We start from the raw sequence: 26298 nt of genomic DNA on the forward strand, positions 1-26298 counted from the left end.
CATGATACGAAAACGTTTAGGGGACCTTTTAGTAGAATCAGCATTAATAACAGAGGAACAGCTAGCGACAACATTGAAGAGTAAAAACGAGGATGAAAAGCTCGGAGATGCTCTATTACGAGAAGGTTTTATTACAGAACAGCAATTAATCGAAGTGCTAGAATTCCAGCTCGGAATTCCACATATAAATATTTTGCAGTATCCAGTCGATCAAGAAGTGATTCAACTAATACCGAGAGATCTTGCAAAACGCTATCAAGTCCTGCCATTTCGTAAAGACGGTAATAAACTTTTTGTCGCGATGTCGGATCCATTGGATTATTTCGCGATTGAAGAGATGCGAATGGCAACCGGTCTTCAAATCATGCCAGGTATTGCAACGAAAGACGCATTATTCAGGATGATAACGAAACATTACGATTTACAGGAATCCATCGAACAGGTCCTTGATGATTTCTCTCCTGAAGAGGATATCGAGGATGCGGGAATTACGGATGAAGACGCACCAATCGTTCGCATGGTGAACCAAATCATTGCAAATGCGGTGGCGCAGCGGGCGAGTGATATTCATTTCGACCCGCAAGAAGCAGAAGTGACCGTTCGTTACCGGGTTGATGGCATGTTGAAGACAGAACGTTCTTTGCCAAAGTATATGCAAAATACGTTAATCGCCCGGATTAAAATCATGGGAAATCTAAATATCACAGAAAGCCGGTTACCCCAGGACGGCCGTATAAAAATGCATGTCAACTATAAACCGATTGATATCCGGATTTCGAGTTTGCCTTCCGTTTACGGAGAAAAGATTGTTATGCGTATTCTTGATATTAGCAGTTCACTAGGGCAGTTGGAAAAAATCGGATTTTCATCAGCGAATCTAGCAACCTTTACTTCTATGATTGAAAAACCAAACGGCATTGTGCTTGTTACAGGGCCAACTGGTTCCGGGAAATCATCTACACTATATGCAGCACTCAATCACCTAAATCAGGAAGAAGTGAACATCATTACAATTGAAGATCCAGTGGAGTATCAGCTGCAAGGCATTAATCAGGTACAGGTGAAGGAAGAGGTTGGAATGACATTCGCGAGCGGTCTCCGGTCCATTCTGAGACAAGATCCGGATATTATTATGATTGGGGAAATCCGTGACCAGGAGACGGCAGAAATCGCAATTCGCGCTTCATTAACAGGACATTTAGTACTAAGCACATTACACACGAATAGTGCGACAGCCGCTTTAACAAGATTAATAGATATGGGAATCGAACCGTTTCTAATTTCATCTTCCTTAACTGGTGTTGTTGCGCAACGCTTAGTACGTAAAGTATGTCGGGACTGTGCAAAGTCTCAGGCACCGTCGAGCAGGGAAATTGAAATTATGCGTAAGGCAAATATTGAAATTGAAACGATTCAACGGGGGACTGGTTGCTCCAGCTGTGGAATGACAGGTTACCGAGGGAGGTTGGCTATTCATGAAGTGCTTCCGATCGATGACTATATTAAGGAATTAATCATGAAAGCATCAAGCTTTATGGAAATCCAGCATTATGTACAGGAATCCGGTATGAGATTTTTATTGGAAGATGGATTGGCAAATGTAGCACAAGGACTCACAACAACAGAGGAAGTATTCCGCGTTGCATCACTGAATTAGGAGGAGGGTAAATGCAAGTGGATATTAAGGAATTATTAAAGATAGCATATGAAAAAAAGGCATCCGACTTACATATTACTGCAGGCTCACCTCCGATTCTGCGAATAAACGGCAAATTGCAACCAGCAGGTAATGTAACCCTTTCGAACGAAGATACCGAGCAAATTGCAAAGGTAATCGTGGATGAAACGAAATGGAGGCGATTTGTAGCATCCGGAGAGTTAGATTTTGCCTATCAGTTAGAAGGAGTTAGTCGTTTTCGGGTAAATATGTTTCGTCAAAGAGATACCGTGAGTATCGTTTTCCGGGTTATCCCGAGTGAAATAGCCTCTCTCCGGGAGTTGAATATGCCTCCGATTTTAGAAAAGTTTGCGGAGAAACCCCAAGGACTGTTCCTTGTCACCGGTCCGACCGGATCAGGGAAGACGACGACACTTGCAGCGATGATCGATTACATCAACGGAAAAGAAACAAAGCATATTATCACGCTGGAAGATCCGATAGAATATGAACACCATCACCAGCGATCAATCGTTAACCAACGTGAAATCGGAGCAGATACAAGTGACTTTTCAAGCGGGTTAAGAGCAGCGCTACGACAAGACCCGGATGTCATTCTAGTAGGCGAGATGCGAGATTTGGAAACGATCTCAACTGCAATTACTGCAGCAGAGACCGGACATCTCATACTTGCCACATTACATACGAGCAGTGCCGTCCAAACAATTAATCGGATTATTGATGTCATTCCGCCTTATCAGCAAGATCAAGTACGGACCCAATTATCGATGGTACTCGTCGGTATTTTATCCCAGCGGCTCATCCCAACCCTCGATGGTACCGGCAGAGTGGCCGCAACAGAGGTATTAGTGAATCTGCCTTCGATTGCCAATCTAATTCGTAATGAAAAGATTGAGCAAGTGCCAAATGTGATACAGACGAGTCGGGGAGCAGGAATGCACACCATTGAGGCTTCTTTGAATCAGCTAGCGGCAAGCGGGAAGATCCATCCGAATTATATTGAAGTTTATGCAAACAGTACAGGTGATCATTAATGGCTATGTATAAATATATCGGCAGAACGGAAAAAGGCGCACTCAAAAAAGGAACAATCGAGAGCGCGACAAAAAATCAAGCAATCCAATTGCTTCGTGAAAAAGGAATACGTCCAAGAGAGTTAACAGAAACAAAAGCTACACTTTTAAATAAGGATATTTCCATTGTTGGTGACAGAGTAAAGAGTGAGGATTTTGTCATTTTTGCGAGACAATTTGCAACGCTCATTCGTGCTGGAATATCTATTGTTGACGCCGTGAAAATATTAGCCCAGCAGACTGAAAGCAAGGGACTTCAAAAAGCTTTAGGGATAATTGAAGTAGAAATAAAGGAAGGTCGATCTTTTTCCGAAGCAGCTGCAAGACACCCGAAAGCATTTCCTCCATTATTTATTAATATGGTTCGGGCAGGCGAGGCTTCCGGTGAAATGGATGCGACACTCGATCGCTTGGCTAACCATTATGAAAAACAAAATGCGTTGATGAAGAAAGTGAAATCGACCCTTAGTTATCCGGCGGTTTTATTAGTAGTTATTATTGCAGTCGTTATTTTCCTGATGATTTATATCGTCCCGCAATTCGTAACTACATTTGAATCGTTTGGTGCTGAGTTACCGTTCATGACTGTGATGGTTATGTCGATCAGTGATTTTCTTGTTGACTTTTGGTATGTGCTACTTATCCTGCTTGTGTTAACTGTTACAGCTTTTATGGTGACTTTTAAGAATAGCAGACAATTCCAATACACCATTTATGTTGGCTTACTAAAATTGCCGGTATTTGGAAAGTTAATACAAAAATCCGTTATTGCCCAAATGACACGAACGCTTGCATCATTATTCGCAAGCTCTGTCCCAATATTACAAGCTTTAAAGATAGTCGAAAAAATTGTGGCGAACCCGGTTATTCAAAAGGTCATTCAAGAAGCCCATGCAAATTTAGAAGAAGGGAAGCCCCTCTCCGAACCGATACTTAAAAGTTGGGTATTCCCACCACTCGTTGGTCAAATGATTGCGATTGGCGAACAAACAGGTCAGCTCGATTTCATGCTTGGGAAAGTAGCGGACTTTTTCGAGGAAGATGTCGAGCGAACCGTCGATACGTTAAAGTCGATGATTGAACCATTGATGATTGTTCTCTTGGCTGGAGTTGTAGGGTTTATTGTAATTGCGATCATGATGCCGATGTTCTCAGTTTATGAGCAACTGTAGAGAACCAGATTTTTAAGGAGGTGATTGTTTACATAAAAGCTTATCATCGGTTGTAAAAGATGTATAGATAATTAAACGCATATTAAAACTTAGGGGGAAGAAAAATGAGAGACGCAGTAAAAAGATTTCTAGAAAAATTTAAGAAGGACGAACGAGGATTGACACTTGTTGAGTTATTAGCTGTCGTAGTAGTTTTAGCGATCGTCGGACTTATTGCATTTGTAGCCATTGGTAATGTAATTGAAAACTCGAAGAAGGATGCGCATGTGGCAAATGCACAGCAGGTGATAAGTGCGGCTGAGTTGTATGAAGCTAGCGGTGGGAAGATTGAAGGTACTACTAACGCAACAGGACTAGATACATTGGAGGATGAATTGATTGATCCTTGGGAAAGCGATAACAATACGTATAATTTTACAATCAAAAAAAATGATGAAAGTGATGAAATAAAAATATCATCAGAACACAAAAACTGTAAATTTACCGAGCAATCGAAAAAAGATTTGGCTTCAAAGGGTAGAGATGCATGTAAGTAGGCTTCAGATAATTAAGAATGGTTATTAGATTTAAATTCTCAGTGCCAATAGCGCTGGGAATTTAAATCATGCCGTCAAGTAATTCCTTCCACGATGTCATCATTTAGTTATGGTGGTATGGTGAAAAGAATTGCCATCTATTCTTGTTTTTGAAGTGGCCATCAGAGTTCTAGAAAGGTGTTGTAACATGCTTTCATTTAAAAAATCAAAAAAAATATTAAACATTACCATTGAAGATTATGTCATCCGGATAGTTGAAACGACTGGAAACGATCTTTCTTCTATCAAAATGTTCATAGAAAGAGCCTTACCATCTGGATTGATTGAACATGGAAAAATAATAAATGAAATTGAGTTTTATTCTTTTATGAAAGAGCTAGTCAAAGAGTTAAAAATAAAAAACCGACAAATTCAATTTAATATACCGGATTCACTTGTGATCATGCGCCAGGTAGATGTCCCGGCAAGTTTAAATGGGAAAAATGAAATTTTAAATTATATTGAAATGGAAATTGGCACAAGTATTCATCTTCCATTTCCAAATCCCATTATTGATCTTGCTGATTTAAACAGGGAAGTAGATGAACAAGAAAATGAAACACAACATGTGACTTTTTTTGCGGTGCCTGGTGAAGAAATCAGGAAGTTTACAGAAGTATTCATTGACGTATCTTTAAAGCCGATTGCAGCAGATGTAGGTATTTTAGGAGATTATCGCTATTTCCACCATATGAATCCCATCTATGAAAACCATAGTTATATGCTAGTTGAGTTTAACATCAACTCGATACATCTTGGTGTTTTTAGTGGAAATGAACTAGAATTTTTACGTTATCAGGCGCTAGATGTGAATTTAGCTAAACATCATTATGACGAGCATACGGGTTCAATTATCTGGACTTATATGGAAAGTGAGGAAAGGATTAAAGGATTCGTTGAGGACCAAGTGAACGAATTAGAAAGGATTATGAACTTCTATCGTTTCTCTTTACATAAAGGAAAAAAGATGGTGACAGATCTTGTGCTCTTAGGGGATTATCCTGATTTAGAAGCTGTTTACAAGAAAATAACGAACCGATATGAAGAATTAACGATTGATTACATAAAGGGGCACAAATTGGAAAAGTCAAACGAAAAAATGAGTCCTGCCTTTATCCCGGCATTGGGCCTAGCTTTACGGGGAGGTAGTTCAGATGCTTCCAGAGGTTAATTTACTTCCAAAATCCGAGCGAGCCGAATCGAGACTTTATAGCTTATTTTTTATAGGACTAATCTTAATAGTGCTTGCTAGCGGCCTGCTCATATACTTTTATTTTAAAACAAGCAGTGATTTAGAGGATGCCGAAGCGCGTGTTGCTGCTTTAAATAAAGAAAAGACAATTTTGGAAACGAGATTAAGTTCACTTGATACAGAAAACGAAACAACAACGCTCACAGATGCCCTTGCATACGCGGAGAGTTATCAACTACCAACTTCAAAGCTAGTTGATGAATTTATTACATTATTACCAGACCACGCCTATTTAAGCAGATTTGAGTTCGATTACCATTCAATAATGATTGAAACTCAATTTGAAACCATCCCGGCTGCTTCTATCTATGTTGCCGATTTGACTGAATCAGATCTTTTAGAAGAAGTGATTATTGAAGAAGTATTATCCCTTCCTCTTTATGAGGAGGAAGATGATGAGGAAGAAATAAATGCTGTTGAGGAACGATATGAATTCATTCCACGCTACGCCGCGCGTTATTCGATGCAAGTGGATCATCAGAGTTTAGTAAGAAAGGGAGAAAATGATGAAACAGCTATTTCAGGAGAATAGAAACACTTTTTTACTTCTCTTAGCGCTCCTATTCATTCTTATATTTTCTGTTTATTTCTTCCTTTATCGTCCGCTTGCAGCTGATTTACAACAAGTGGAGAGCCAGGAAAAGGGATTAAAGGATGAAGTTGTGGTCCTTGAAGAAGAGATAGACACAATATCGGAAAGCGCAGAAAAAAGCAACAAAGATTTAGAACAACTGCGGTTAATGAATGAATTACCTGCTTCACCTGAACTTGATGAGTTTCTATTAACACTTAACGAAATAGAGTTGATAAGTAACAGTGGCATAGATGAAATGTTTTTTGAATATCAAGGCGACTTACCAGACCGTGACTCAACCGGTGAAGAAGAATCAGAAGAAGCCACAGATATAGAAATGGACTCTGCCGATGAGTCGGGTGAGATTCTAGAGGTAGAAGAAACAGAACTTCTATTAGAGCTGGAAGAAATGCCAATCGGACTCGAACCTATCATCGTAACAATGGATATTCAATCTCCAGACTACGAACATTTCCAACTTTTTTTAAAAGAAATCGAGAATCAAGAGCGGATCATAGTTGTGCCAAGTTTAGAATTTGATAAACCAGCAGAAAGTGAAGCAGTGTTTAATCAATCAGCCAATCAAAACCGGACTTCAAAAGCAGTTATTGATGCCACCTATCTTGCTCAAATGCAACTGGAAAATGTATATTCCAAAAGTCTCTCATTTAAAAATTATGAGGCAGCATTTGCAGATTTAGGATATACCTACACGTATGAAGCGAATGATTGGGTGCATTTTTTACATACAGGGCACGACTCCTATCCTGAGTTTTATACGGAAATTAAAATAAAAAATAAGCAGGACGATGACTTGTACCATGTTGTCGTTATGGTCTATCAAAAGTCAGATGATTCTCTTCAGGCGATGATGCAAAATATAGTGTTGTGGGAGCAGAGTGAACCGTGAGAAAACAATTGGCAAATGAAAAAGGTTTAACACTGATCGAGTTACTGGCGGTTTTTACAATTAGTTCGATTTTAATATTCCTTATCTCAAGCGTCCTAGTGGGCGTGCAGAAGCAACATATCGTTCAAAGTGATGAATCTGAATCGATTTTTAATGTGACTTATGCGGCGAAAGTGATCACGAAAGACTTTCGAAGAGCTGAGAAGATTGAACTAGTTGAGGAAAATAATATTAAAAAGTTACGGTTTACATTAAGTAAATTATCTGGTTCCACTATAAATGAATACTATCTTACCGATACTACATTGTATAAAAATGCAAGCCCACTTGTAAGGGGCATTACAGAATTTTTGGTGACTGTTGAAAATGATATGTACATGATTGAAATTGAGGATAGATCAGGAAAAACGATTAAAACAGAATTAATAAAGAGGAAGTAACCCTTAGACAATAAAAAACGAAAAGGTGGATCCATATGAAAGGAAATATATGGAATAAGCATCTTAATCAAAAAGAATCTGGTTATATGTTAATTACAGTGATCTTGATTATCACAATGATCTCCATACTTGGGCTTAGTATTATAAGTATTTCGATGAATGCGGTAAAAACCTCCAACTCAGAACGGAATGATCAAGCGGTTTATTATATTGCTGAAGCCGGAATCACGGTAAAGATGGAGGAAATTAAAAGTATCATTAATGAAATGGATAGCGAAGAATCGCGAGAAGCATATTTTCAAAAACTGAATAGCACATTCAGCAAGATAGATAATAGATATGAAGATTTTGAACAAACGACTTCTGAATCAGCTCCCCTTTATTCAATTGTGACTATCGATGAAAATGAAAGTTTAGGAGATACAAGATCGTACATTTTAACATCAACTGGGAATTTGGGCAATCAACAACGTAAGTTAACTCAAGAATTTAATGTTACTTGGAACGATAGTGGAACATCCATTCAGATTCCGGATTTTGCTTTATTCGTAAAAGAAAATATTCGGATGGAAGGAGGAGCAAGTATAACCGGAAGCATAGGTACACTGAAAGAAGGTGCAAATACGGTTGAAGTTAGTGGAGGAGCACGTATGGAAAATGGTGTCATCTGTGTACCTCCTGGTTCTGAAAAGGACGCCGTCAACAAGCCGGATTGGATGCCAGATGACCAGTTCCCAAACGCTACCCCTTGTATTGACATGGAATATTATCCAGAGTTACCACCATACCCAATATTTTCCGTCAATGAAAAAAATACCGAAAATCTTACAACGAAAGCATGGGATAAAAATTCTCCTTATTTACTAAATCTGAGAAATGTAGAAAAAATGGAGATTAATAATCTGACAGTTGATGGTTATTTAGAAATCGATACTGGCGACCATGTTAAAGATTTGGTCGTAAAAAATTTCAAAATTGGTGAAGGCTATATAAATGTTAAGGGAGCGGGTCTGCGGATTTTAATAGAAGATACGTTTGAAATAAATGGTGGAAGTTCAATTAAAGGGATCAACCGTAATGGAAAGACGGATATAAATATGATCAATATATTCTATTCAGGGTCTCCCGCAATAAATATAGCGGGTGACCAAAAAATATTTGGATCACTCTATTTAAGAGATGCAGATATTACGCTTACTGGTGGATCTGGGTTTCAAGGTAATATCTTTACTGGTGGAAATTCCCTCAAAATGACTGGCGGGAATAATACAATTTCACAACTCATTCTAGCACCAAATGCGGATGTATTACTTATGGGCGGAGCAAAAATAAAAGGAAGCATAATTGCAAATTCTTTTACTAGCAATGGTGGGGCTAACTTGGAGAAAAATCACGATTATCCAGATCCGGGAAATTTAAATCCGGTAGAAGGCGGTTCAGGAGGTACCGGTAGTATAACGAGCATCGAATCGCTAGTTGAAGTTGATATAGAAAAATAATGAGGGAGGAATTATTTTAATTAGAAGTCTAAAGCTCCTCCCGTTTTTGAACTTCGAAAGGCGCTGAAGGTTTAGGGGTGGCAGGCAGCATAAAATCATACTATTTCGTGGTGATAAAAATGGATAAAAGTAATGAGGAAACAAACATCGAAAACGAAGCTAGAGAAGATAATAACCAAACGGAACATATTCTAAAAAAATTATTGGATGTTAAATTTGCTCTAGACAAATCTTCCGTCGTTGCGATAACTAATCAGCGCGGGGAGATTCTGCATGCTAACGATTTATTTTGTGAAATATCGAAATATGAGCGAGAAGAACTGCTTGGACAGGATCATCGAATTTTAAATTCTGGCCATCATCCGAGGGCTTATTTCGAACAAATGTGGGCAACGATAGAGACCGGTAACATATGGAATGGCGAGATAAAAAACCGCGCGAAAGATGGTTCCTATTACTGGGTAGACACAACGATTGTTCCGTTTCTGAATAAGCGAGGTAAAGCATATCAATATATAACCATCCGTTATAATATCACTTCCCGGAAAAAGATGGAGGAAGCATTAAGAAAAAGCGAGGAAAAATATCGACTCATCACAGAGAATTTATCTGATTTAATAGCTAAGATCGACAAAGATGGGAATTTAATGTATGTATCTCCATCATATAAGAAATTCCTGGAAATTGATCTGTCAGAGGAGCTAGAGTCTAGTAATTTTTTTGAGTGGGTTTATAAGGAAGACATAAAGTATGTTATCAAAACAATAGAAAATGTAATTACACAAAAAAATAATGCACTACAATTGGAGTTTCGTATACATAATAAGAAGAAAAATTTTATCGAAACAGAAACAAAGATTAACCCGATTCTTGATGAGGCTGGTAATGTTGTTAGTTTGGTCTTGGTTATTCGAGATATTACAGAAAGGAAAAGGAATGAGAAAAAGATTTATCATTTGGCTTATCATGATGCATTAACGAATTTGCCAAATCGGCGGTCTTTAATAGACACGCTGCATCAAGAAGTTGAACAAGCTAAACGGAATCAGACGCAACTTGGCGTTATGATGGTTGATATTGATAATTTCAAAGATATAAATGATACGCATGGACACGAATTCGGAGATTTGGCATTGATAGAAGTTGCAAAGCGCGCTAGAAATTACCTGAGGTCATCTGATTATATCGCGCGTCTAGGTGGAGATGAATTTATCATTTTAATGCCGAACCTATTGAATATCAAGGATGCGAAAGCCGTTGCTACAAGAATGAATGATAGCTTTAAAAACCCTGTAGAAGTTGAAGGAAGCTTACTTAATTTTTCTTGCAGTATCGGTATCTCAGTCTTTCCCTCAGATGGAATAGAGGCGAAAGATTTGTTGAGACGGGCGGACATTGCTCTTTATGCCGCTAAGGAAAAAGGAAGAAATGGGTTCTTACTTTTCAATCCGGAAATGGAAGAAAGATTATTGGAACGAAACTTACTGGAGAATGAAAGTCGCATTCCATGATAACTTAACCGTGCTGCATTTGAAAGAAATCTATCTAAGGCACTGCGTGAAAGTGATGTTCAGACAGGATTCTTAATGGTTGATCTGGAGCATTTCAAATTGGTTAATGACTCATTCGGACAATATCATAAGCCACGACCATATGTGAGTTGATGCACTGGATGGGAGTGGTTTTTTGAAGAAGTTGATTTGAGATTTGTCATGCGGTTTATCAATTTTCAATCTTACACCTTCTTCCTTAAACAGCTGATTTGCTATACTATAAACTAATTTATTTTAAGAGTCAAAAGACTAAAATAGACTTTAACCAGCCAATGGGTGTTAAAAATGAAGATATCTCCGGAGCAAAATTGATTTTTGAGTATCGTCTTGCTTCTGTTCTTTTAATTCCTTAAACCTCATAAACTAATAGCAACGAAAGGAGGAGCCACACATGAAAAACCAACCAATCCTCCGACTTCTGCTTGCAGGTTTCATGCTTTATTTTGCCTGGCCGAAAATCCCACAAGCGACATCAACCCTTGAGATGACTTTCTGGGCGATGTGGCTGTTGTTCTTTCTTGCAGTAGTTGGAGCTAATTTTGCAAATCTTTTACAAATGATACAACCACCAGTAATGGAACAGACAGTAGAGGAAAACAAAGTTCGTGACAAACATTGAGTTATTACGCCTTAAACTGTATAATTGAATTAAAACTTTGGTATAGTACAGATGAGGCGGTGTTAACAATGGCTACAAAGCACGAAATGATTTTACAACACATTTTATCGTTGGAAGTTGGCCAGAAAATCTCCGTACGTCAAATAGCGAAAGATCTGGATGTTAGTGATGGAACCGCATATCGGGCAATTAAAGAAGCGGAAAATCAAGGACTCGTAAGCACGATTGAGCGGGTAGGAACTATCCGTATTGAAAAGAAGAAAAAAGAAAATTTCGAGCGACTGACGTTTGCAGAGGTTGTTAATATAATTGATGGACAAGTTTTAGGTGGCAGGGAAGGGCTGCATAAAACACTTAGTAAGTTTATAATCGGTGCCATGCAGCTGGAGGATATGATGCGTTATACCGACGCAGGTTCCTTACTTATTATCGGGAACCGGGTGGAAGCGCATTATAGTGCGCTAAAAGCTGGAGCGGCTGTGTTAATAACTGGAGGATTTGATACAGACGAGAAGAATAAAAGGCTTGCGGATGAAACGGATTTACCAATCATCTCAACAAGCTATGATACGTTTACCGTAGCATCGATGATCAACCGAGCAATATATGACCAGCTCATTAAGAAAGAAATTATTTTTGTTGGAGATATTGCGACACCATTGGAAGAAACATTTTATCTTAAAACGAGTGACAAAGTGAAAGATTGGTATAAGCTGAATAAAGAGTCAACGCATACACGTTTCCCTGTTATTGATAGCAAAAAGCAAGTTGTCGGTATGGTTTCGTCTAAAGATATTGTTGGCCAAGACGAGAACTTGGGGATTAATAAATTGATGAGTAAGAAACCCCATGTTGTCCAGTCCAAGACATCACTTGCTTCAGCATCCCATACGATGGTCTGGGAAGGTATTGAGCTATTGCCTGTAGTGGATGAATCAAGGGAATTGACCGGTGTTGTATCACGGCAGGATGTGTTAAAGGCGATGCAGCAGATTCAGCGGCAGCCGCAAGTTGGGGAGACGATCAGTGATATTATTAATAGTAATATCGTCGCTAGTGAAGATAATCCCCATGTGTTTATTTCAAAGGTTGTCCCACAGATGACGAATCATCTCGGTACATTAGGTCATGGTGTATTTACCGCGCTAATTATTGAAGCGAGCAGCCGACTATTGATGGATACTCGGAAAGCAGATCTTTCCATTGAAAATATAACGGTTTACTTTACCAAGCCGGTACAAATCGATAGTGATTTAAGTATCCACCCAAAAATCCTTGAAATCGGCCGGTTGTATGCGAAGATTGATGTTGAAGTATATGATGATCGTATATTAATTGGTAAAGGACTATTGATGGCTCAACTAATCAATCGATAGAACACTGCCTTAAGAAGCTTACTCAAGCAGTAAGCCGGTATGCCGGGTGCAGACCGGACGTGGCTAATCCAGGCAACTTTAGGTTAACCATAGCATCTTAATTAAATAAATTCCTGGATGAAAAATGCACCCACTTGTTGGGTGCACTTTTCATTCAGATGGATGGAGTCTGCGATATTCATTCTTGTAATGTTTCGATTCGTTATATCCACGGACAATTTGCATACCGCCCAAGATGGCGAAGACGATTCCGATAATTATGGAAAGTACACTTTCGTAAAAGAAATATTGGTTGATACCGAAAAGAAGAATGAAAGCACCGAGACAGAGGCGGGATCTTCCATTAAAATATTTCTGCGTTAAGATATCTTTGCTTTTCACAATTGCAACCTTATAATAAACATATAAGACAATGGAAATAACAATACCGATAGGGAATATAATCATTCAATCTCTCCTATATATGTATTCTATGAAACCATACATTGCGATCACAAGTCTATTTTAACTTGTTTTCATTTATAATGCCAGTTCGTTCCGATTAAAAGAGAGAAGAATGCTTAATAAGATGGTTATTTTCTAAAATAAGATTGGAGTTGTAGTATGGAGAAGCAAGCAATTATTAAAGAAATTAAACAAAATGACACGATAATTATCCACCGGCATGTTCGACCGGATCCGGATGCTTTAGGTTCGCAGGCGGGGTTGAAAGAAATCATTCAATCTTCTTTCCCGGAGAAAGAGGTTTATATCGTTGGGGAAAATGATCCTGAATTCGACTATCTTGTGAAAATGGATACTATTCTCGATGCGACATATGAAGGGGCACTTGTTATTGTTTGTGACACAGCGAATACACCGCGAGTTGATGACGGGCGGTACGTGAAAGGGAAAAAAATAATAAAAATCGATCATCATCCGAATGTTGACCATTATGGTGATATTCAGTGGGTAGATACAACAGCAAGTTCAACGAGTGAGATGATTTATGCGTTATACGAGTCAGGGAAAGAGGATGGGCTTGTTTTAAATGATGAAGGAGCGCGACTGCTATATGCAGGGATTGTCGGAGATACGGGCAGATTCCTTTTTCCGAGTACGACGAAGAAAACATTCCAATATGCTGCGGAACTCGTGACGTATCATTTCAACCGCTCGGAATTATATGAGAATCTCTATAGTGTAGAGACGCATATTCTCCGCTTGAGAGGATATATTTTAAAAGAATTTGAAATGTATGATTCAGGCCTTTGTGCTGTGAAATTAACGAAGGAGTTGCTTGAAGCGTTCCAAGTTTCACCAGATGAGACTGGGCAGCTTGTTCAAGTCTTCGGAGATGTAAAAGGGATTAAAGCATGGGTCATTTTTGTTGAAGAAGATGAATTGATTCGGGTTCGTCTCCGTTCGAAAGGACCGATTATTAATGATATCGCAGCTAAGTATGAAGGTGGAGGGCATCCGATGGCGTCTGGTGCAACCATTTATAATTGGGAAGATGCTGATCGGGTCATCCATGATCTAGATGAAGCTTGTAAAAATTATTCGAAATAACCCAGACTTCTTTACCGTCTGGGTTATTCCCAATTCTTTGGATCCTCACGCTGGGGGATAATCCAACAGCCAGCAGGAGTCTTATCAAACACTACATTCAAATTTTCCTTTGCAACATCCCGTTCGAGTAACCGAATAAGTTCTGGGGATTCAGCAAATGCATTTTCCCCGTTTTTCAACTGTTCAATTTTTTGATTTAATAATGACTTTGTAGGTATGACCATTGCGCTTATCCTCCTTTACCACGTATTAACGGTCTGTAATCCCTCCGACTGAATGAGTTTCACTTTATCACGTATTAACGGTCTGTAATATCCCTACATCTAAACATGAGGGAACTCAAAATGTCAAGGTGGGGATAAACAGTCCGTAAATCCCTGATTCTGTTTAACTAACATTCAGTGGGGGGCACACCCCCACTAAATGAGTTTCACTTTATCATTCCATCCTATGGGCTTTTGACAAATAGGTTCCTTTTCTTCTCGAAAAATGTTCAATTCGCTATTCTAGCGTCAGCAACGATTCCTAGCTTCGGGGCAAAGATTAAGCGGGTAATGGAGAAATGGTACGTGACATTATCTATTGTAAACGCCTTGTTCTCAATTGCCGAGATGAGCAATTCTTCATTAGAAGATACGATAAGAATATCAGTGCCAATTAGGTGGCTGATTTCTTCCTTGATTAACGTTTTCAGCTGGGAGACGAGCAAGCTGTCATTTTTCAACACATCCGGATTGGAAATCGTAATTTCAATTTCTTCTATCGCTAGTTCGGTGTCTTGATCTTCCTGGCTTTCAAGCAATACTTTATTCTGTTGCCTTAAGTCGATGATTTCCTCGCCTAGCCGATAATTCTCTGCTAGTAAGTCTTCATACATGACACCGTACATATAAATTAAAACGAAATAACTAATAAAGCCGCCGACAAGAACACCGATGAAGAATCGTTGCCATTCTGGGCGTTTATAATAAGGGGGGAAGTGCATTTACGACATCCCTTTCTCGGTAAGCCATTCAATAATTGTAATGCCAACCTTTACTCCTCCCATTGCCGAGATGATGAGGAGAACCTGTTTCACTAGGTCAAAAGTTGAACCGTCGAGTAAACCTCTCTCTACATTCGCAATCGCATCGAACGTTCCACCGATTGCTGCTACAATCGCCCAAATACGCAGCCGGTCCGCGATTCTTGTCATGGATGATAACGGGGCTTCCCCGGTTGCAAAGTCGCCGATACTCCCGATAACCGAACCGCCAAGGATTACGCCAAGTGCGATGAAAAAACAATGGATAAATGCTGCGAAAAACCGTTCCTCCATGATGCGCTTCACTCCTTTTAGCATGTCCTTTAATATTTTATGTGCCGATTGTTGCGTTTATGAGCCTCCTGAGAATAACGGGAGAAAAATACGTAAGCGTATGCTTGTTCTTATATTATTGTTATAATAGAAGTCAGTGAAAAGAAGGTGGGATTGTATGTCTTACATACATTTACAAGTTAGAAGCGGCTATAGCCTGATGAACAGTACAATTACCATTGAAAAGTTACTAAATAAAGCGAAAGAGCTACAATTTCCGGCACTTGCCCTAACGGATGAAGGAGTACTTTACGGCACGATTCCTTTTTACCGGGCATGTCAGAAGGCAGGAATTAAGCCGATCATTGGCTTGATTGTACCGGTTGCAACGGATGAACAAGGATCGGTTTCGAAGCTTACCTTACTTGCAAAGGATAATAATGGGTATCATCAGCTAATGCGTTTGAGTACATTTCTGCAAACGGAAGATAGAGCGGCACTCTCCATGGAAGATCTAGCAAATCATTCGGCAGAACTTATAGGTATCCTACCACTTAAGGATACGGAACTTTCTTCTAAATTGAGTGAGAATAGTTTCCAGGATGTAAAAGAGTATTTGCATGCATTTGAAGGGTTATTTGGAGCGGAAGACTTTTACATTGGTATCGAAGAAGGTGGGAGATCCACTACGCTACTCAAGGCTTATGCAGATACATATCCAACCAACATTACAGCTATCACCGATGTCCATTATCTCGAGGAAAAGGATGTATACAGTTATGATTGTCTCCTTGCTATGAGAAGCAGCAGGCAGTGGGATATGCAATTGTCAACTCCGGCTTTACAGAATAAGCATTTACGCACTGTGCAGGAAGTAGAGCTAGAACTTGGAGAAATTTTCCCTGAAGCAATTCGTGAATCGGTAAAAATTGCAGAGAAATGTTCGGTTGAAATTGATTTTACGAAACGATTCCTTCCAACTTATCCGCTCAAAGAAGGGGTAGATGTACATACCTATTTAAAAGAACAATGCTATTTGAAACTAGAGGAAAAGTACGAGAAAACGACGCCAGAAATTAAAGAGCGTTTAAATTATGAACTAGCTATCATTAAGGCGATGGATTTTAGTGATTATTTCTTAATTACAGCTGATATTATTGCTTATGCCAAAGAAAAAGGAATCGTTGTCGGTCCAGGGCGGGGTTCTTCAGCAGGCTCCCTTGTTGCTTATACGCTCGGGATTACGGCTGTCGATCCTATAAAATATGATTTACTGTTTGAACGTTTCTTAAATCCGGAAAGGCAGACGATGCCAGACATTGATATCGACTTTTCCGACGAGAGACGTGATGAGGTCATTGCGTATGTCAGGGAAAAGTATGGTAAGGAGCATGTTGCCCAAATTATTACGTTTGGTACATTTGCAGCAAGATCATTAATTAGGGAATTGATAAAGACGCTTGACGTGGAACAACAAGATGCAAGATTTATTTTAAAGGAAATTGCCACCCAGCCGTCGAATTCTATAGTAGAGATGATGAAAGGTCTCCCGGAATTAACGGATTATATTAAGCAATCCACTAAGTTGAAGCTATTATTTTCTATAGCTGTCCGTTTGGAAGGTTTGCCACGTCACATCTCAACCCATGCGGCAGGTGTTGTTATAAGTGAACGGCCATTACGTGACCACGTCCCACTTACAACTGGATCAGGTGAAACTTATTTAACTCAGTTTGCCATGAATGATCTCGAAGCAGTTGGTCTTTTGAAGATGGACTTTCTCGGTCTAAGGAATCTGTCTTTACTTGAAAAAGTCATTCAATCGGTCAACTATACGCGGAAAGAACCACTCCGTTTAGAGGAAATCCCTGTCGAAGATGCAGAAACATTTAAACTCCTGCAGGAAGGTCGGACGAATGGAGTTTTCCAATTGGAGTCAGCTGGGATGAAGCGAGTATTAAAAGAGTTACAGCCGACCGATTTTGAAGATATTGTTGCGGTCAATGCCCTTTACCGGCCAGGTCCAATGGATTTCATCCCGACTTATATCGCAAGGAAAAATGGACAGCAGTCTGTCGAGTATCCCCACCAAGACTTAGAGCCAATCTTGGAATCGACCTATGGTGTGCTCGTTTATCAGGAGCAGATTATGCAAATCGCAAGCAGAATCGCTGGTTTCAATCTAGGTGAGGCAGATATTCTACGGCGGGCCGTCAGTAAGAAAATTCATGCAGTCATGGAAGAAGAGCGCCAAGCATTTATTGAAGGTTGTTTGAACAATGGATACACAAAGCAAGTGGCTGAGGAAATATTCAGTTGGATTGTCCGTTTTTCCAATTATGGCTTCCCGCGTAGTCATGCAGTTGCTTACAGTAAGATTTCATATCAATTAAGCTACTTAAAAGCAAATTATCCTGCAAGCTTTTTTGCCGAAATTCTAAGTGCAGCTCGGAATCAGCAGGATAAAATTCAACTTTACTTAAAAGAGATGCATGAGATAGGTCTGGAACTTCTGCCACCATCGATTAATCAGAGTTTCGGTAAGTATTCAGTGGAAAAAGGGCGGATCCGGATGGGACTGCGCTCGATTAAAGGAATAGGCGGGGATGCAATTAGGGCTATTATCGAGACGAGGAGAAAGGCACGTTTTAAAGATTTGTTTGACTTTTGCCTAAGGGTGCCAAGCGATACAGTGAAGCGTTCCACGATTGAAAACTTGATTCTTGCCGGTGCCTTTGATGACCTGTATGGTAACCGTGCAAGTTTACTTGCCTCCATTGATCAGGCTATGGAGCAAGGAGAATTATTCCGCGAATTTTATGACCAACCCAATCTTTTTGAAAACCAGCTTAGTCTGGAAGGAAATTATGTAGACATAGAAGATTTCACTGTCGCGAAGAAGCTTCAAGATGAGAAGGAACTAGTTGGGATGTATATTTCCAGTCACCCGCTGAAAAATTACCGTACCAAGCTTCGTGCGAGTGGTTACATGCAACTCGCTGCACTAAAGCACCTTTTAAGAAAGAATGATACGAAGATTGTTGTAATCGTACAGGAGATAAAGCAAATTCGAACGAAGCGTGGTGAACAGATGGCATTTCTTGTGATTGCGGATGAACAAGATACACTGGATGCTGTCATCTTCCCGGATACGTATAGGGAAGTAAAGCGCTGGCTTGAGGAGGAGCAGCTTGTAGCCATTACGGGTAGAGCGGAAGAAAGAAATGGGCGCTTACAATTTGTTGTGCAGAATATGGAACTTTTCAATGAAGAGAATCTTGAACAAAAGTCAGAAAAAATTATTTTCATCAAATCGACGAAAGAAACGAATCCGGATGCACTTAAAGTCATTGATCGAATTGCTAAAGAGCATCCAGGGGGTACAGCGATTATTTTATATAATGAAGCACAGAATCAATCATATAAATTAAAGGAAAATTATTTCCTCCATCCATCTAGCGCTACCTTGAACAAGTTACGGACTTATTTCGGAAAAGACAATGTCGTCATGAGAAAAGTCTAGTCTTGTACGAAGCTTTACAGAAGTTTCTCATTTGATATAATATAGAAGTTGCAGGTGGTCTGACCACTAAAGCGAACCGTTAACCGTCTAAATATGGGAATATTTAAAGGGGAGATTATAATCATGGCAAGCCTAAGAGATGAAGCATTACATATGCACAAAGTGAATCAGGGTAAGTTATCGGTTGAGTCGAAAGTTCAGGTGAACGATGCAAAAGATTTAAGTCTCGCCTATTCACCAGGTGTAGCAGAGCCTTGTAAAGAAATTTACGATCGTACGTCTCGTGTATACGACTACACGATGAAAGGAAATATGGTTGCTGTCGTTAGTGATGGCTCAGCAGTGTTGGGACTTGGTAATATCGGACCGGAAGCAGCACTTCCTGTTATGGAAGGGAAAGCTGTCTTGTTTAAGAGTTTCGCAGGGGTTGATTCGTTTCCGCTTTGTTTAGCAACTCAAGATGTGGATCAGATTGTGAATACAGTTAAACTGCTGGAGCCCACATTCGGTGGTGTGAACTTGGAAGATATTGCTGCACCAAACTGCTTCATCATTGAGGAACGCTTGAAGGATGAAACGAATATTCCGATTTTCCATGATGATCAACACGGAACAGCAATTGTTACGGTTGCGGGCTTAATTAATGCGCTTAAACTTGTCGATAAGAAATTTAAAGACATTAAAGTCGTATTAAGCGGAGCAGGAGCTGCAGGGATTGCGATTGCCCGATTATTGGAGAGCTTTGGTGTACGCAATATGGTAATGACAGATTCCCGTGGGGCAATTTATGACGGCAGAAGCTATGGAATGAATGAGATTAAAGAAATGGTTGCCCAGTTTACAAACCTTGACAAGAAGGAAGGCACGCTTGAAGACATGCTGGAAGATGCCGACGTATTTATTGGCGTTTCTGTTGCTGGAGCTCTTACGGAAGGAATGATTGCGAAGATGAATAAGGATCCAATCATCTTTGCTATGGCAAATCCAGAACCGGAAATAATGCCAGAGGAGGCAAAGAAGGCAGGCGCGAAAGTGATTGGAACTGGTCGCTCTGACTTCCCGAACCAGGTGAACAACGTATTGGCATTTCCGGGAATTTTTCGCGGGGCACTGGATGTACGTGCAACAAGAATAAATGAAGAGATGAAAGTAGCTGCAGCAGAAGCAATTGCTTCACTGATTTCGGACGAAGATTTGAATGAGGACTATGTGATTCCTGCACCATTTGATGCACGTGTTGCTCCAATTGTAGCAAAAAGTGTTGCGAAAGCCGCAATGGAATCTGGTGTTGCCCGTATTCAGGTCGATCCAGAAGAGGTAGCAGAGAAGACGAGAGAACTAACAGGGAATCATGAATAAGAGATATGAAGAAGCTTGAGAAGGGATAGATGTTTAAGGTGTCAAATCCTTCCAAACCAAAAGTATATCAAGGTGTGCTAGAGGAATTACGGGTCTATATTAAAGACAATCATCTATCACCCGGCGATAAGCTGCCTTCGGAACGAGAATTAGCCGATAAATTACAGGCAGGCAGATCTTCCGTCAGAGAAGCATTACGTGCACTTGAATTATTAGGGCTGATTGAAACCCGTCGCGGTGAAGGTACATTTTTAAGATCCTATCAATCGTTACAGTCTGTGGAATTATTATCTTCATTTATTTTATTAGCAGATAGGACAAGAGATGAACTCCTTCAAGTAAAAACTATGATTGAAAAAGAAGCGGTGAAGTTAGCATGCCCGAATATGGATGAAGTTGCAAGGTCCAAGTTGAATGCTTCGATCAACCAGACAACTGTACTTGAGGAAAAACATACAATTTTTTTCACTTATTTACTTGAAAAAGCGAATAACCAATTATTGCTAAAAATCTGGATGCTGTTGGAAGAATTCTCAAGTTCCATCGCAAAAGCTTATTATGATGAGCATTTTTATAACCAGTTAATGGAACTATTGGCAAAAAAAGATTATGATGCCATAGAAGAGTTATATAAACAGCAAGATCATCAATTATATGACTAAATCCGAATAGCTTACAAATTATGACAGTATTTTCTTCATGGATAAGCTATGATGTGGAATAGATATGTAAAGCACGCTGTTAGAAAGAAGGAGGTATGATCTTGCTAAAAGATATATTTGGCAAGCGCAGACGATATGCATCGATACCCAGTGAACAAGGGAAGATGGATGTTCCGGAAGGTCTCATGCAGAAATGTAAAGGATGTAATAAAATCTTTTACAGAAAAGAAGTGAAGAAATCCCTTCATGTCTGTACGAACTGCGGCTACCATCATCCACTTACCGCTTGGGAGCGGATTGATAGCCTCTTTGATGTAGACACATTTGTTGAATGGGATGCAGAGATCTCTTCTGCCAATCCGCTAAACTTCCCGGATTATATAGAAAAACTAGAAAAAGACCAAAAGAAAACGGGCTTAAATGAAGGGGTAGTAACTGGAAAAGGTTTGATTGACAGCCATCCAACTGCCTTTGCGGTAATGGACTCGAACTTCCGAATGGGAAGTATGGGTTCAGCAATTGGTGAGAAAATTGCCCGCGCGGTTGAAAATGCAAGAAAAGAAGAAATTCCGTTCATTATTTTCTCAGCATCAGGAGGCGCAAGAATGCAGGAAGGTGTTCTAAGCCTTATGCAAATGGCTAAGACGTCGATTGCTATCAAGCGATTCAGTGATGCAGGAGGATTAATGATTTCTGTTATGACCCATCCGACTACAGGAGGGGTGTCAGCAAGTTTCGCATCTATCGGTGATTATAATTTCGCTGAACCAGGTGCATTAATTGGCTTTGCAGGCAGAAGAATTATTGAACAAACAATCAGGGAAAAGCTTCCCCAGGATTTCCAGACCGCCGAATTCCAGCTGAAGCATGGACAATTGGATAAAGTAATCCACCGGAAAGAAATGCGTAATACGCTTGCCCAATTGCTGAAGCTGCATGAGAAGGGTGGAGAATAAGAAATGAAGCACGTATTGGATTTTGAAAAACCGGTAGTCAATTTAAGAGAAAAAATTGCCGAGTTGAAAAAAATCACACAAGATAGCGAAATGGATTTAACGGATGAAATCTCAACCCTTGAAGAAAGATTAAAGGTGTTGGAAGATGATATATATGGGAATTTGAAACCGTGGGAACGGGTGCAGATGGCAAGACATGGCGAGCGTCCGACGACCCTTGATTATATCGAACGTTTATTCACTGATTTCATCGAATTCCATGGAGACCGTTTATTTGGCGATGATGCCGCTATTGTCTCTGGTATTGCTTTTTATAAAGACAAGCCGGTTACCATCATCGGGCACCAACGTGGTAAGGATACGAAGGAAAATATTCGTCGTAACTTTGGGATGCCACATCCAGAAGGGTACCGGAAGGCATTACGCCATATGAAACAAGCCGAGAAATTTAATCGACCAATTATTTGTTTTATCGATACGAAGGGGGCTTACCCTGGAAAAGCGGCAGAAGAACGCGGGCAAAGTGAGGCAATCGCAAGAAATCTAATGGAAATGGCAGGTCTAACCGTCCCGATTGTATGTATTGTCATCGGAGAAGGCGGTAGTGGTGGAGCCCTTGCCCTTGGTGTTGGAGATCACATTCACATGCTTGAGAACTCAACCTATTCCGTTATCTCCCCTGAAGGAGCAGCAGCGCTCCTTTGGAAGGATGCAAGTTTAGCTAAACACGCGGCGGAAACGATGGGAATTACTTCCTACGATTTGAAGAAACTTCATGTCATAGATGAGATCATTCCGGAACCGCGGGGTGGTGCTCATCGTGATGTCGACGAACAGGCAAAATTTATCGATACAGTCCTATCAAAATCCCTCAAGACACTAGCTACATACGATGAAGAGGAATTATTAGAAAAAAGATGGGAAAAATATAAACAAATTGGTGACTACACGAATCGATAAGAAATAGGCGGTGCTTTGTCTTTTTAGTGACAAGCGCCGCGTTTTTTGTTATTTTGGCGGTGAAATAATTGCTATTTTGCCGTTTTTTATTTATCTTTAATGTAGTGAGGTAAAATGATACAGGGTATACAAAATTAATAGTACAGTTTTTCCTTGCTTGAGAATAGATGTAAAAGTTGAACTCATGCTTGTACTCATAAAACCTATATTCGAGGTGAAGAAGATGAAACGAATTGGAATATTAACAAGTGGAGGCGACGCTCCGGGAATGAATGCAGCAATCCGGGCTGTCGTACGTAAAGGTATTTATCATGGACTGGAATTGTACGGCATCAAGTACGGTTACCAGGGCTTGATGGAGGGACGAATTGAAAAAATGGAAATCGGCTCGGTTGGAGATATTATCCAGCGGGGTGGGACGATGCTTTATTCAGCCAGAAGTGATGAATTTAAAACTGATGCAGGCCAGGAAAAGGCAATTGAGCAACTGAAGAAATTCGAAATTGATGGCCTCGTTATTATTGGCGGGGATGGAAGCTTCCTTGGTGCGGAGGCACTTACTAAAAAAGGCTTCCCTTGTATTGGAGTCCCTGCGACGATTGATAATGATATAAAGGGTACAGATTTTACAATCGGTTTTGATACAGCACTGAATACCGTTATTGAAGCAATTGATAAAATCCGTGATACAGCTACTTCGCATGAACGTACCTACATAATTGAGGTAATGGGTAGAGACGCGGGTGACCTTGCATTATGGGCAGGACTAGCTGGTGGAGCTGAAAGTATCCTTATTCCGGAAAATAGAGAGGACTTCGATAGTATCGTTGATCGTTTGAAACGCGGCCACCAACGCGGGAAGCGTCATAGTATCATTCTCCTCGCTGAAGGGGTAGGTAGCGCTTTTGATTACGGTAAAAGAATTGAAGAGGCGACACAACTGGAAACACGTGTAACGGTTCTTGGTTATATTCAACGGGGAGGCTCGCCAACCGGAGCAGATCGTGTGCTTGCAAGTAGACTGGGAGCTCGCGCAATGGAGCTTTTAATGAATGGAAAAGCGGGTAGAATGGTTGGTATAGAGAATAATCAGCTCGTTGACTATGCCATTCATGATATCTTTGACAAGCCAAGTACAGTTCATGAAGAAATGTACACTTTATCGAAAGAGTTGTCGATTTAGCATATACAAGGAGGAATTACATTGAGAAATACAAAGATAGTATGTACGATTGGTCCTGCTTCTGAATCAGTGGAAACATTAGAGCAATTGATGGATGCAGGGATGAACGTTGCAAGATTAAACTTCTCCCACGGTGACTATGAGGAACATGGTGCCCGTATTAAAAATATCCGTGAAGCAGCAGCGAATCGAAATAAAAATGTTGCAATTCTATTAGATACGAAGGGTCCGGAAATCCGTACGAACCGATTCAAAGGTGGCAAGGCGGAAATACAATCTGGCAGCACCGTTTATATTGCAATGGATGAGGTCGAAGGAAATGCGGAACGGTTTTCTGTTTCCTATCCAGGTTTGATCAATGACGTTTCAATTGGTTCGAAGATTTTGCTTGATGACGGTCTGATTGAGTTAGAAGTTGTTTCAATTGATAAAGAAAATAATGAAATTGCAGCAAAAGCTCTAAACTCAGGAGAAATTAAAAATACTAAAGGTGTGAACGTACCAAACGTATCGTTGAACCTTCCGGGTATGACGGAAAAAGATAGAGAAGATATTATTTTCGGTATTAAAAACAATGTGGATTTCATTGCGCCATCCTTTATCCGCCGAGCATCTGATGTACTGGAAATTCGTCAAGTGCTGGAAGAACATCTTGGCAACAGGATCAACATCATTCCTAAGATTGAAAACCAAGAAGGTGTAGACCACATCGAAGAAATTTTAGAAGTAAGCGATGGCCTAATGGTTGCTCGTGGGGACCTTGGTGTAGAGATTCCTGCTGAGGATGTGCCACTTGTACAGAAGGAATTAATTAAAAAATGTAATCTTGTTGGTAAGCCGGTTATCACTGCTACACAAATGCTCGATTCAATGCAGCGTAACCCGCGCCCTACCCGTGCAGAAGCTTCAGACGTAGCAAATGCTATCTTTGACGGAACGGATGCAATCATGTTATCTGGTGAGACTGCAGCAGGTATGTATCCTGTTGAATCAGTCCAAACGATGAACAATATCGCACTGAAAACAGAATCTGCCCTCCAGCATAAAAATATTTTAAGCGAGCGCTCGAAACTTGTTGAAATGACAATTACAGAGGCTATTAGCCAGTCGGTAACTCATACAGCAATGAACTTAGATGTCCAGACAATTATTACTCCAACAGAAAGCGGTCATACCGCACGAATGATTTCCAAGTATCGTCCGAAACAGGCGATTTTAGCTGTTACGTTCAATGAACGTGTAAATCGCCAACTCGCACTTGTCTGGGGTGTACACCCAGTTCAAGGAGAGAAAACAGATTCCACTGACGAAATGCTAGATGTTGCAATTGAACGTGCATTATCAGCCGGTATTTGCAGTCATGGTAACCGTGTAATTATTACAGCTGGTGTTCCAGTAGGTGAAAGTGGTACGACGAACTTACTGAAAGTCCATATCATTGGAGATGTCCTAGCAAAAGGTCAAGGAATCGGCCGTCAAAGTGCTTACGGTAAAGCGGTAATTGCGCTTAACAAAGAAGAAGCTATTCAAAAGGTTTCTTCCGGCGATATTCTCGTTACTTATGGTACAGATCGTGATATGATGCCAGCAATTGAAAAAGCAGGCGGAATTATTACAGTAGAAGGTGGATTAACTTCACATGCTGCAGTAGTCGGCTTAAGTCTTGGCATTCCAGTCATCGTTGGTGTGGAAAATGCTTTAGAATTGCTGAAAGACGGTCAAGACATAACAATCGATGGTACAAAAGGCGATATTTATGATGGCCATGCAAGCGTACTGTAATTAAAGTGATAAGCAATGTTTTTCTAATGAAGAGAAGCATTGCTTATTCTTCTATAATCAACTTCTACAAAAAAATCAAAACAGAACACTTTCACACAGCGTAAGTGCAACTCTCTTTCCGGGGTCCGCAGTCCAGACGCCTCTCGCTTTCCGCAGGCGGCTGGTGAGCCTCCTCGGGCTTAGCACTAAGGGGTCTCACTATGCCTTTCCTCCTGCAGGAGTCTCGAGGTGTCTGGACTGCTCCGAGGAAAGGCATGATTTGGATTACTGTTTAATATTCCAGAAGTACAATCCTTATCATAAC

24 protein-coding genes and 1 pseudogene are annotated in these 26298 nt (G+C 40.2%); 21 read left to right on the forward strand and 4 right to left on the reverse strand.

What is annotated here, in order from left to right; all coding sequences use genetic code 11:
• Position 1: 1 nt before the first annotated feature.
• The 13 genes and pseudogenes from IEX94_RS00460 to IEX94_RS00520 all read left to right on the forward strand — a co-directional run bounded on the left by IEX94_RS00460 (position 2) and on the right by IEX94_RS00520 (position 12721).
• On the forward strand, positions 2 to 1657 hold the full coding sequence (locus IEX94_RS00460; protein WP_188855579.1) for a GspE/PulE family protein: 1656 nt from the start codon (positions 2 to 4) through the stop codon (positions 1655 to 1657).
• Positions 1658 to 1668: 11 nt separating this feature from the next.
• Positions 1669 to 2712, forward strand: a complete 1044-nt coding sequence (locus IEX94_RS00465) for a type IV pilus twitching motility protein PilT (RefSeq protein WP_188855580.1) — start codon at positions 1669 to 1671, stop codon at positions 2710 to 2712.
• On the forward strand, positions 2712 to 3923 hold the full coding sequence (locus IEX94_RS00470; protein ID WP_188855581.1) for a type II secretion system F family protein: 1212 nt from the start codon (positions 2712 to 2714) through the stop codon (positions 3921 to 3923). The genes IEX94_RS00465 and IEX94_RS00470 overlap by 1 nt, the downstream gene beginning before the upstream one ends.
• Positions 3924 to 4027: 104 nt before the next feature.
• Positions 4028 to 4459 carry a prepilin-type N-terminal cleavage/methylation domain-containing protein gene (locus IEX94_RS00475; protein WP_188855582.1) on the forward strand — a complete coding sequence of 144 codons (432 nt, stop codon included), beginning with the start codon at positions 4028 to 4030 and terminating at the stop codon, positions 4457 to 4459.
• A 187-nt stretch (positions 4460 to 4646) separates the two neighbouring features.
• Entirely contained in the window at positions 4647 to 5669 is a 1023-nt protein-coding gene (pilM, locus tag IEX94_RS00480) for a type IV pilus biogenesis protein PilM (protein WP_188855583.1), read from the forward strand.
• On the forward strand, positions 5653 to 6282 hold the full coding sequence (locus tag IEX94_RS00485) for a PilN domain-containing protein (RefSeq protein ID WP_188855584.1): 630 nt from the start codon (positions 5653 to 5655) through the stop codon (positions 6280 to 6282). The genes pilM and IEX94_RS00485 overlap by 17 nt, the downstream gene beginning before the upstream one ends.
• Entirely contained in the window at positions 6254 to 7234 is a 981-nt protein-coding gene (locus IEX94_RS00490; protein ID WP_229782513.1) for a hypothetical protein, read from the forward strand. Before IEX94_RS00485 ends, IEX94_RS00490 begins: the two co-directional genes overlap by 29 nt.
• Positions 7231 to 7674 (forward strand): PilW family protein, encoded by a 444-nt coding sequence (locus IEX94_RS00495; RefSeq protein WP_188855586.1) that lies wholly within the window; start codon positions 7231 to 7233, stop codon positions 7672 to 7674. The genes IEX94_RS00490 and IEX94_RS00495 overlap by 4 nt, the downstream gene beginning before the upstream one ends.
• Before the next feature lie 35 nt (positions 7675 to 7709).
• Positions 7710 to 9173: a collagen-binding domain-containing protein gene (locus IEX94_RS00500; protein WP_188855587.1), complete on the forward strand. Its 1464-nt coding sequence runs from the start codon at positions 7710 to 7712 to the stop codon at positions 9171 to 9173.
• 119 nt (positions 9174 to 9292) lie between these two features.
• On the forward strand, positions 9293 to 10684 hold the full coding sequence (locus IEX94_RS00505) for a sensor domain-containing protein (RefSeq protein WP_188855588.1): 1392 nt from the start codon (positions 9293 to 9295) through the stop codon (positions 10682 to 10684).
• An 18-nt stretch (positions 10685 to 10702) separates the two neighbouring features.
• Positions 10703 to 10837 (forward strand): annotated as a pseudogene (locus IEX94_RS20200) (diguanylate cyclase domain-containing protein); the annotation flags it as partial.
• 280 nt (positions 10838 to 11117) lie between these two features.
• The gene (locus tag IEX94_RS00515) at positions 11118 to 11345 is read left to right on the forward strand and encodes a hypothetical protein (protein ID WP_188855589.1); all 228 of its coding nucleotides are present in this window, start codon (positions 11118 to 11120) and stop codon (positions 11343 to 11345) included.
• 68 nt (positions 11346 to 11413) lie between these two features.
• Positions 11414 to 12721 carry a DRTGG domain-containing protein gene (locus IEX94_RS00520; protein ID WP_188855590.1) on the forward strand — a complete coding sequence of 436 codons (1308 nt, stop codon included), beginning with the start codon at positions 11414 to 11416 and terminating at the stop codon, positions 12719 to 12721.
• 150 nt (positions 12722 to 12871) lie between these two features.
• On the opposite strand, the gene IEX94_RS00525 is transcribed toward IEX94_RS00520, so the two are convergent.
• A complete protein-coding gene (locus IEX94_RS00525) occupies positions 12872 to 13168 on the reverse strand; it encodes a YtpI family protein (protein WP_156857706.1) in 297 nt (98 codons plus the stop codon).
• A 156-nt stretch (positions 13169 to 13324) separates the two neighbouring features.
• Here IEX94_RS00525 and IEX94_RS00530 point away from each other — a divergent pair, with 156 nt between their 5' ends.
• Positions 13325 to 14272: a DHH family phosphoesterase gene (locus IEX94_RS00530; RefSeq protein WP_188855591.1), complete on the forward strand. Its 948-nt coding sequence runs from the start codon at positions 13325 to 13327 to the stop codon at positions 14270 to 14272.
• A gap of 23 nt (positions 14273 to 14295) precedes the next feature.
• Here IEX94_RS00530 and IEX94_RS00535 read toward each other — a convergent pair whose 3' ends face one another.
• From IEX94_RS00535 to ytrH, 3 genes are all read right to left on the reverse strand, one after another.
• Positions 14296 to 14496, reverse strand: a complete 201-nt coding sequence (locus IEX94_RS00535; RefSeq protein WP_188855592.1) for a YtzJ family protein — start codon at positions 14494 to 14496, stop codon at positions 14296 to 14298.
• Between the two features lie 269 nt (positions 14497 to 14765).
• Positions 14766 to 15257: a sporulation membrane protein YtrI gene (gene ytrI / locus IEX94_RS00540; protein WP_188855593.1), complete on the reverse strand. Its 492-nt coding sequence runs from the start codon at positions 15255 to 15257 to the stop codon at positions 14766 to 14768.
• A complete protein-coding gene (gene ytrH / locus IEX94_RS00545; RefSeq protein ID WP_188855594.1) occupies positions 15258 to 15590 on the reverse strand; it encodes a sporulation membrane protein YtrH in 333 nt (110 codons plus the stop codon).
• A 157-nt stretch (positions 15591 to 15747) separates the two neighbouring features.
• On the opposite strand from ytrH, the gene dnaE reads away from it, so the two are divergent.
• The 7 genes from dnaE to pyk all read left to right on the forward strand — a co-directional run bounded on the left by dnaE (position 15748) and on the right by pyk (position 25994).
• Positions 15748 to 19092 carry a DNA polymerase III subunit alpha gene (gene dnaE, locus IEX94_RS00550; RefSeq protein WP_188855595.1) on the forward strand — a complete coding sequence of 1115 codons (3345 nt, stop codon included), beginning with the start codon at positions 15748 to 15750 and terminating at the stop codon, positions 19090 to 19092.
• Positions 19093 to 19215: 123 nt separating this feature from the next.
• Positions 19216 to 20451, forward strand: coding sequence for an NADP-dependent malic enzyme (ystJ, locus tag IEX94_RS00555; protein WP_188855596.1), 1236 nt, complete (start codon positions 19216 to 19218; stop codon positions 20449 to 20451).
• A gap of 29 nt (positions 20452 to 20480) precedes the next feature.
• Positions 20481 to 21113, forward strand: a complete 633-nt coding sequence (locus tag IEX94_RS00560; RefSeq protein ID WP_229782514.1) for a FadR/GntR family transcriptional regulator — start codon at positions 20481 to 20483, stop codon at positions 21111 to 21113.
• A gap of 101 nt (positions 21114 to 21214) precedes the next feature.
• A complete protein-coding gene (accD, locus tag IEX94_RS00565; RefSeq protein ID WP_188855598.1) occupies positions 21215 to 22069 on the forward strand; it encodes an acetyl-CoA carboxylase, carboxyltransferase subunit beta in 855 nt (284 codons plus the stop codon).
• A 3-nt stretch (positions 22070 to 22072) separates the two neighbouring features.
• Positions 22073 to 23029 carry an acetyl-CoA carboxylase carboxyl transferase subunit alpha gene (gene accA, locus IEX94_RS00570; RefSeq protein ID WP_188855599.1) on the forward strand — a complete coding sequence of 319 codons (957 nt, stop codon included), beginning with the start codon at positions 22073 to 22075 and terminating at the stop codon, positions 23027 to 23029.
• A gap of 223 nt (positions 23030 to 23252) precedes the next feature.
• Positions 23253 to 24212 carry a 6-phosphofructokinase gene (gene pfkA, locus IEX94_RS00575; RefSeq protein WP_188855600.1) on the forward strand — a complete coding sequence of 320 codons (960 nt, stop codon included), beginning with the start codon at positions 23253 to 23255 and terminating at the stop codon, positions 24210 to 24212.
• Between the two features lie 21 nt (positions 24213 to 24233).
• Complete coding sequence (gene pyk, locus IEX94_RS00580) at positions 24234 to 25994, forward strand: pyruvate kinase (protein ID WP_188855601.1); 1761 nt, start codon at positions 24234 to 24236, stop codon at positions 25992 to 25994.
• The last annotated feature ends 304 nt before the right edge of the window (positions 25995 to 26298 follow it).

It is taken from the genome of Oceanobacillus indicireducens (assembly GCF_014647195.1).
Classification (GTDB): domain Bacteria; phylum Bacillota; class Bacilli; order Bacillales; family Amphibacillaceae; genus Oceanobacillus; species Oceanobacillus indicireducens.

What these genes read in the sequence shown, in the direction of transcription:
- IEX94_RS00460 (WP_188855579.1), top strand. Translation starts at nt 2, where the DNA reads ATGATACGAAAACGTTTAGGGGACCTTTTAGTAGAATCAGCATTAATA.
- IEX94_RS00465 (WP_188855580.1), top strand. Translation starts at nt 1,669, where the DNA reads ATGCAAGTGGATATTAAGGAATTATTAAAGATAGCATATGAAAAAAAG.
- IEX94_RS00470 (WP_188855581.1), top strand. Translation starts at nt 2,712, where the DNA reads ATGGCTATGTATAAATATATCGGCAGAACGGAAAAAGGCGCACTCAAA.
- IEX94_RS00475 (WP_188855582.1), top strand. Translation starts at nt 4,028, where the DNA reads ATGAGAGACGCAGTAAAAAGATTTCTAGAAAAATTTAAGAAGGACGAA.
- pilM (WP_188855583.1), top strand. Translation starts at nt 4,647, where the DNA reads ATGCTTTCATTTAAAAAATCAAAAAAAATATTAAACATTACCATTGAA.
- IEX94_RS00485 (WP_188855584.1), top strand. Translation starts at nt 5,653, where the DNA reads ATGCTTCCAGAGGTTAATTTACTTCCAAAATCCGAGCGAGCCGAATCG.
- IEX94_RS00490 (WP_229782513.1), top strand. Translation starts at nt 6,254, where the DNA reads ATGATGAAACAGCTATTTCAGGAGAATAGAAACACTTTTTTACTTCTC.
- IEX94_RS00500 (WP_188855587.1), top strand. Translation starts at nt 7,710, where the DNA reads ATGAAAGGAAATATATGGAATAAGCATCTTAATCAAAAAGAATCTGGT.
- IEX94_RS00505 (WP_188855588.1), top strand. Translation starts at nt 9,293, where the DNA reads ATGGATAAAAGTAATGAGGAAACAAACATCGAAAACGAAGCTAGAGAA.
- IEX94_RS00515 (WP_188855589.1), top strand. Translation starts at nt 11,118, where the DNA reads ATGAAAAACCAACCAATCCTCCGACTTCTGCTTGCAGGTTTCATGCTT.
- IEX94_RS00520 (WP_188855590.1), top strand. Translation starts at nt 11,414, where the DNA reads ATGGCTACAAAGCACGAAATGATTTTACAACACATTTTATCGTTGGAA.
- IEX94_RS00525 (WP_156857706.1), bottom strand. Translation starts at nt 13,168, where the DNA reads ATGATTATATTCCCTATCGGTATTGTTATTTCCATTGTCTTATATGTT.
- IEX94_RS00530 (WP_188855591.1), top strand. Translation starts at nt 13,325, where the DNA reads ATGGAGAAGCAAGCAATTATTAAAGAAATTAAACAAAATGACACGATA.
- IEX94_RS00535 (WP_188855592.1), bottom strand. Translation starts at nt 14,496, where the DNA reads ATGGTCATACCTACAAAGTCATTATTAAATCAAAAAATTGAACAGTTG.
- ytrI (WP_188855593.1), bottom strand. Translation starts at nt 15,257, where the DNA reads ATGCACTTCCCCCCTTATTATAAACGCCCAGAATGGCAACGATTCTTC.
- ytrH (WP_188855594.1), bottom strand. Translation starts at nt 15,590, where the DNA reads ATGGAGGAACGGTTTTTCGCAGCATTTATCCATTGTTTTTTCATCGCA.
- dnaE (WP_188855595.1), top strand. Translation starts at nt 15,748, where the DNA reads ATGTCTTACATACATTTACAAGTTAGAAGCGGCTATAGCCTGATGAAC.
- ystJ (WP_188855596.1), top strand. Translation starts at nt 19,216, where the DNA reads ATGGCAAGCCTAAGAGATGAAGCATTACATATGCACAAAGTGAATCAG.
- IEX94_RS00560 (WP_229782514.1), top strand. Translation starts at nt 20,481, where the DNA reads ATGTTTAAGGTGTCAAATCCTTCCAAACCAAAAGTATATCAAGGTGTG.
- accA (WP_188855599.1), top strand. Translation starts at nt 22,073, where the DNA reads ATGAAGCACGTATTGGATTTTGAAAAACCGGTAGTCAATTTAAGAGAA.
- pfkA (WP_188855600.1), top strand. Translation starts at nt 23,253, where the DNA reads ATGAAACGAATTGGAATATTAACAAGTGGAGGCGACGCTCCGGGAATG.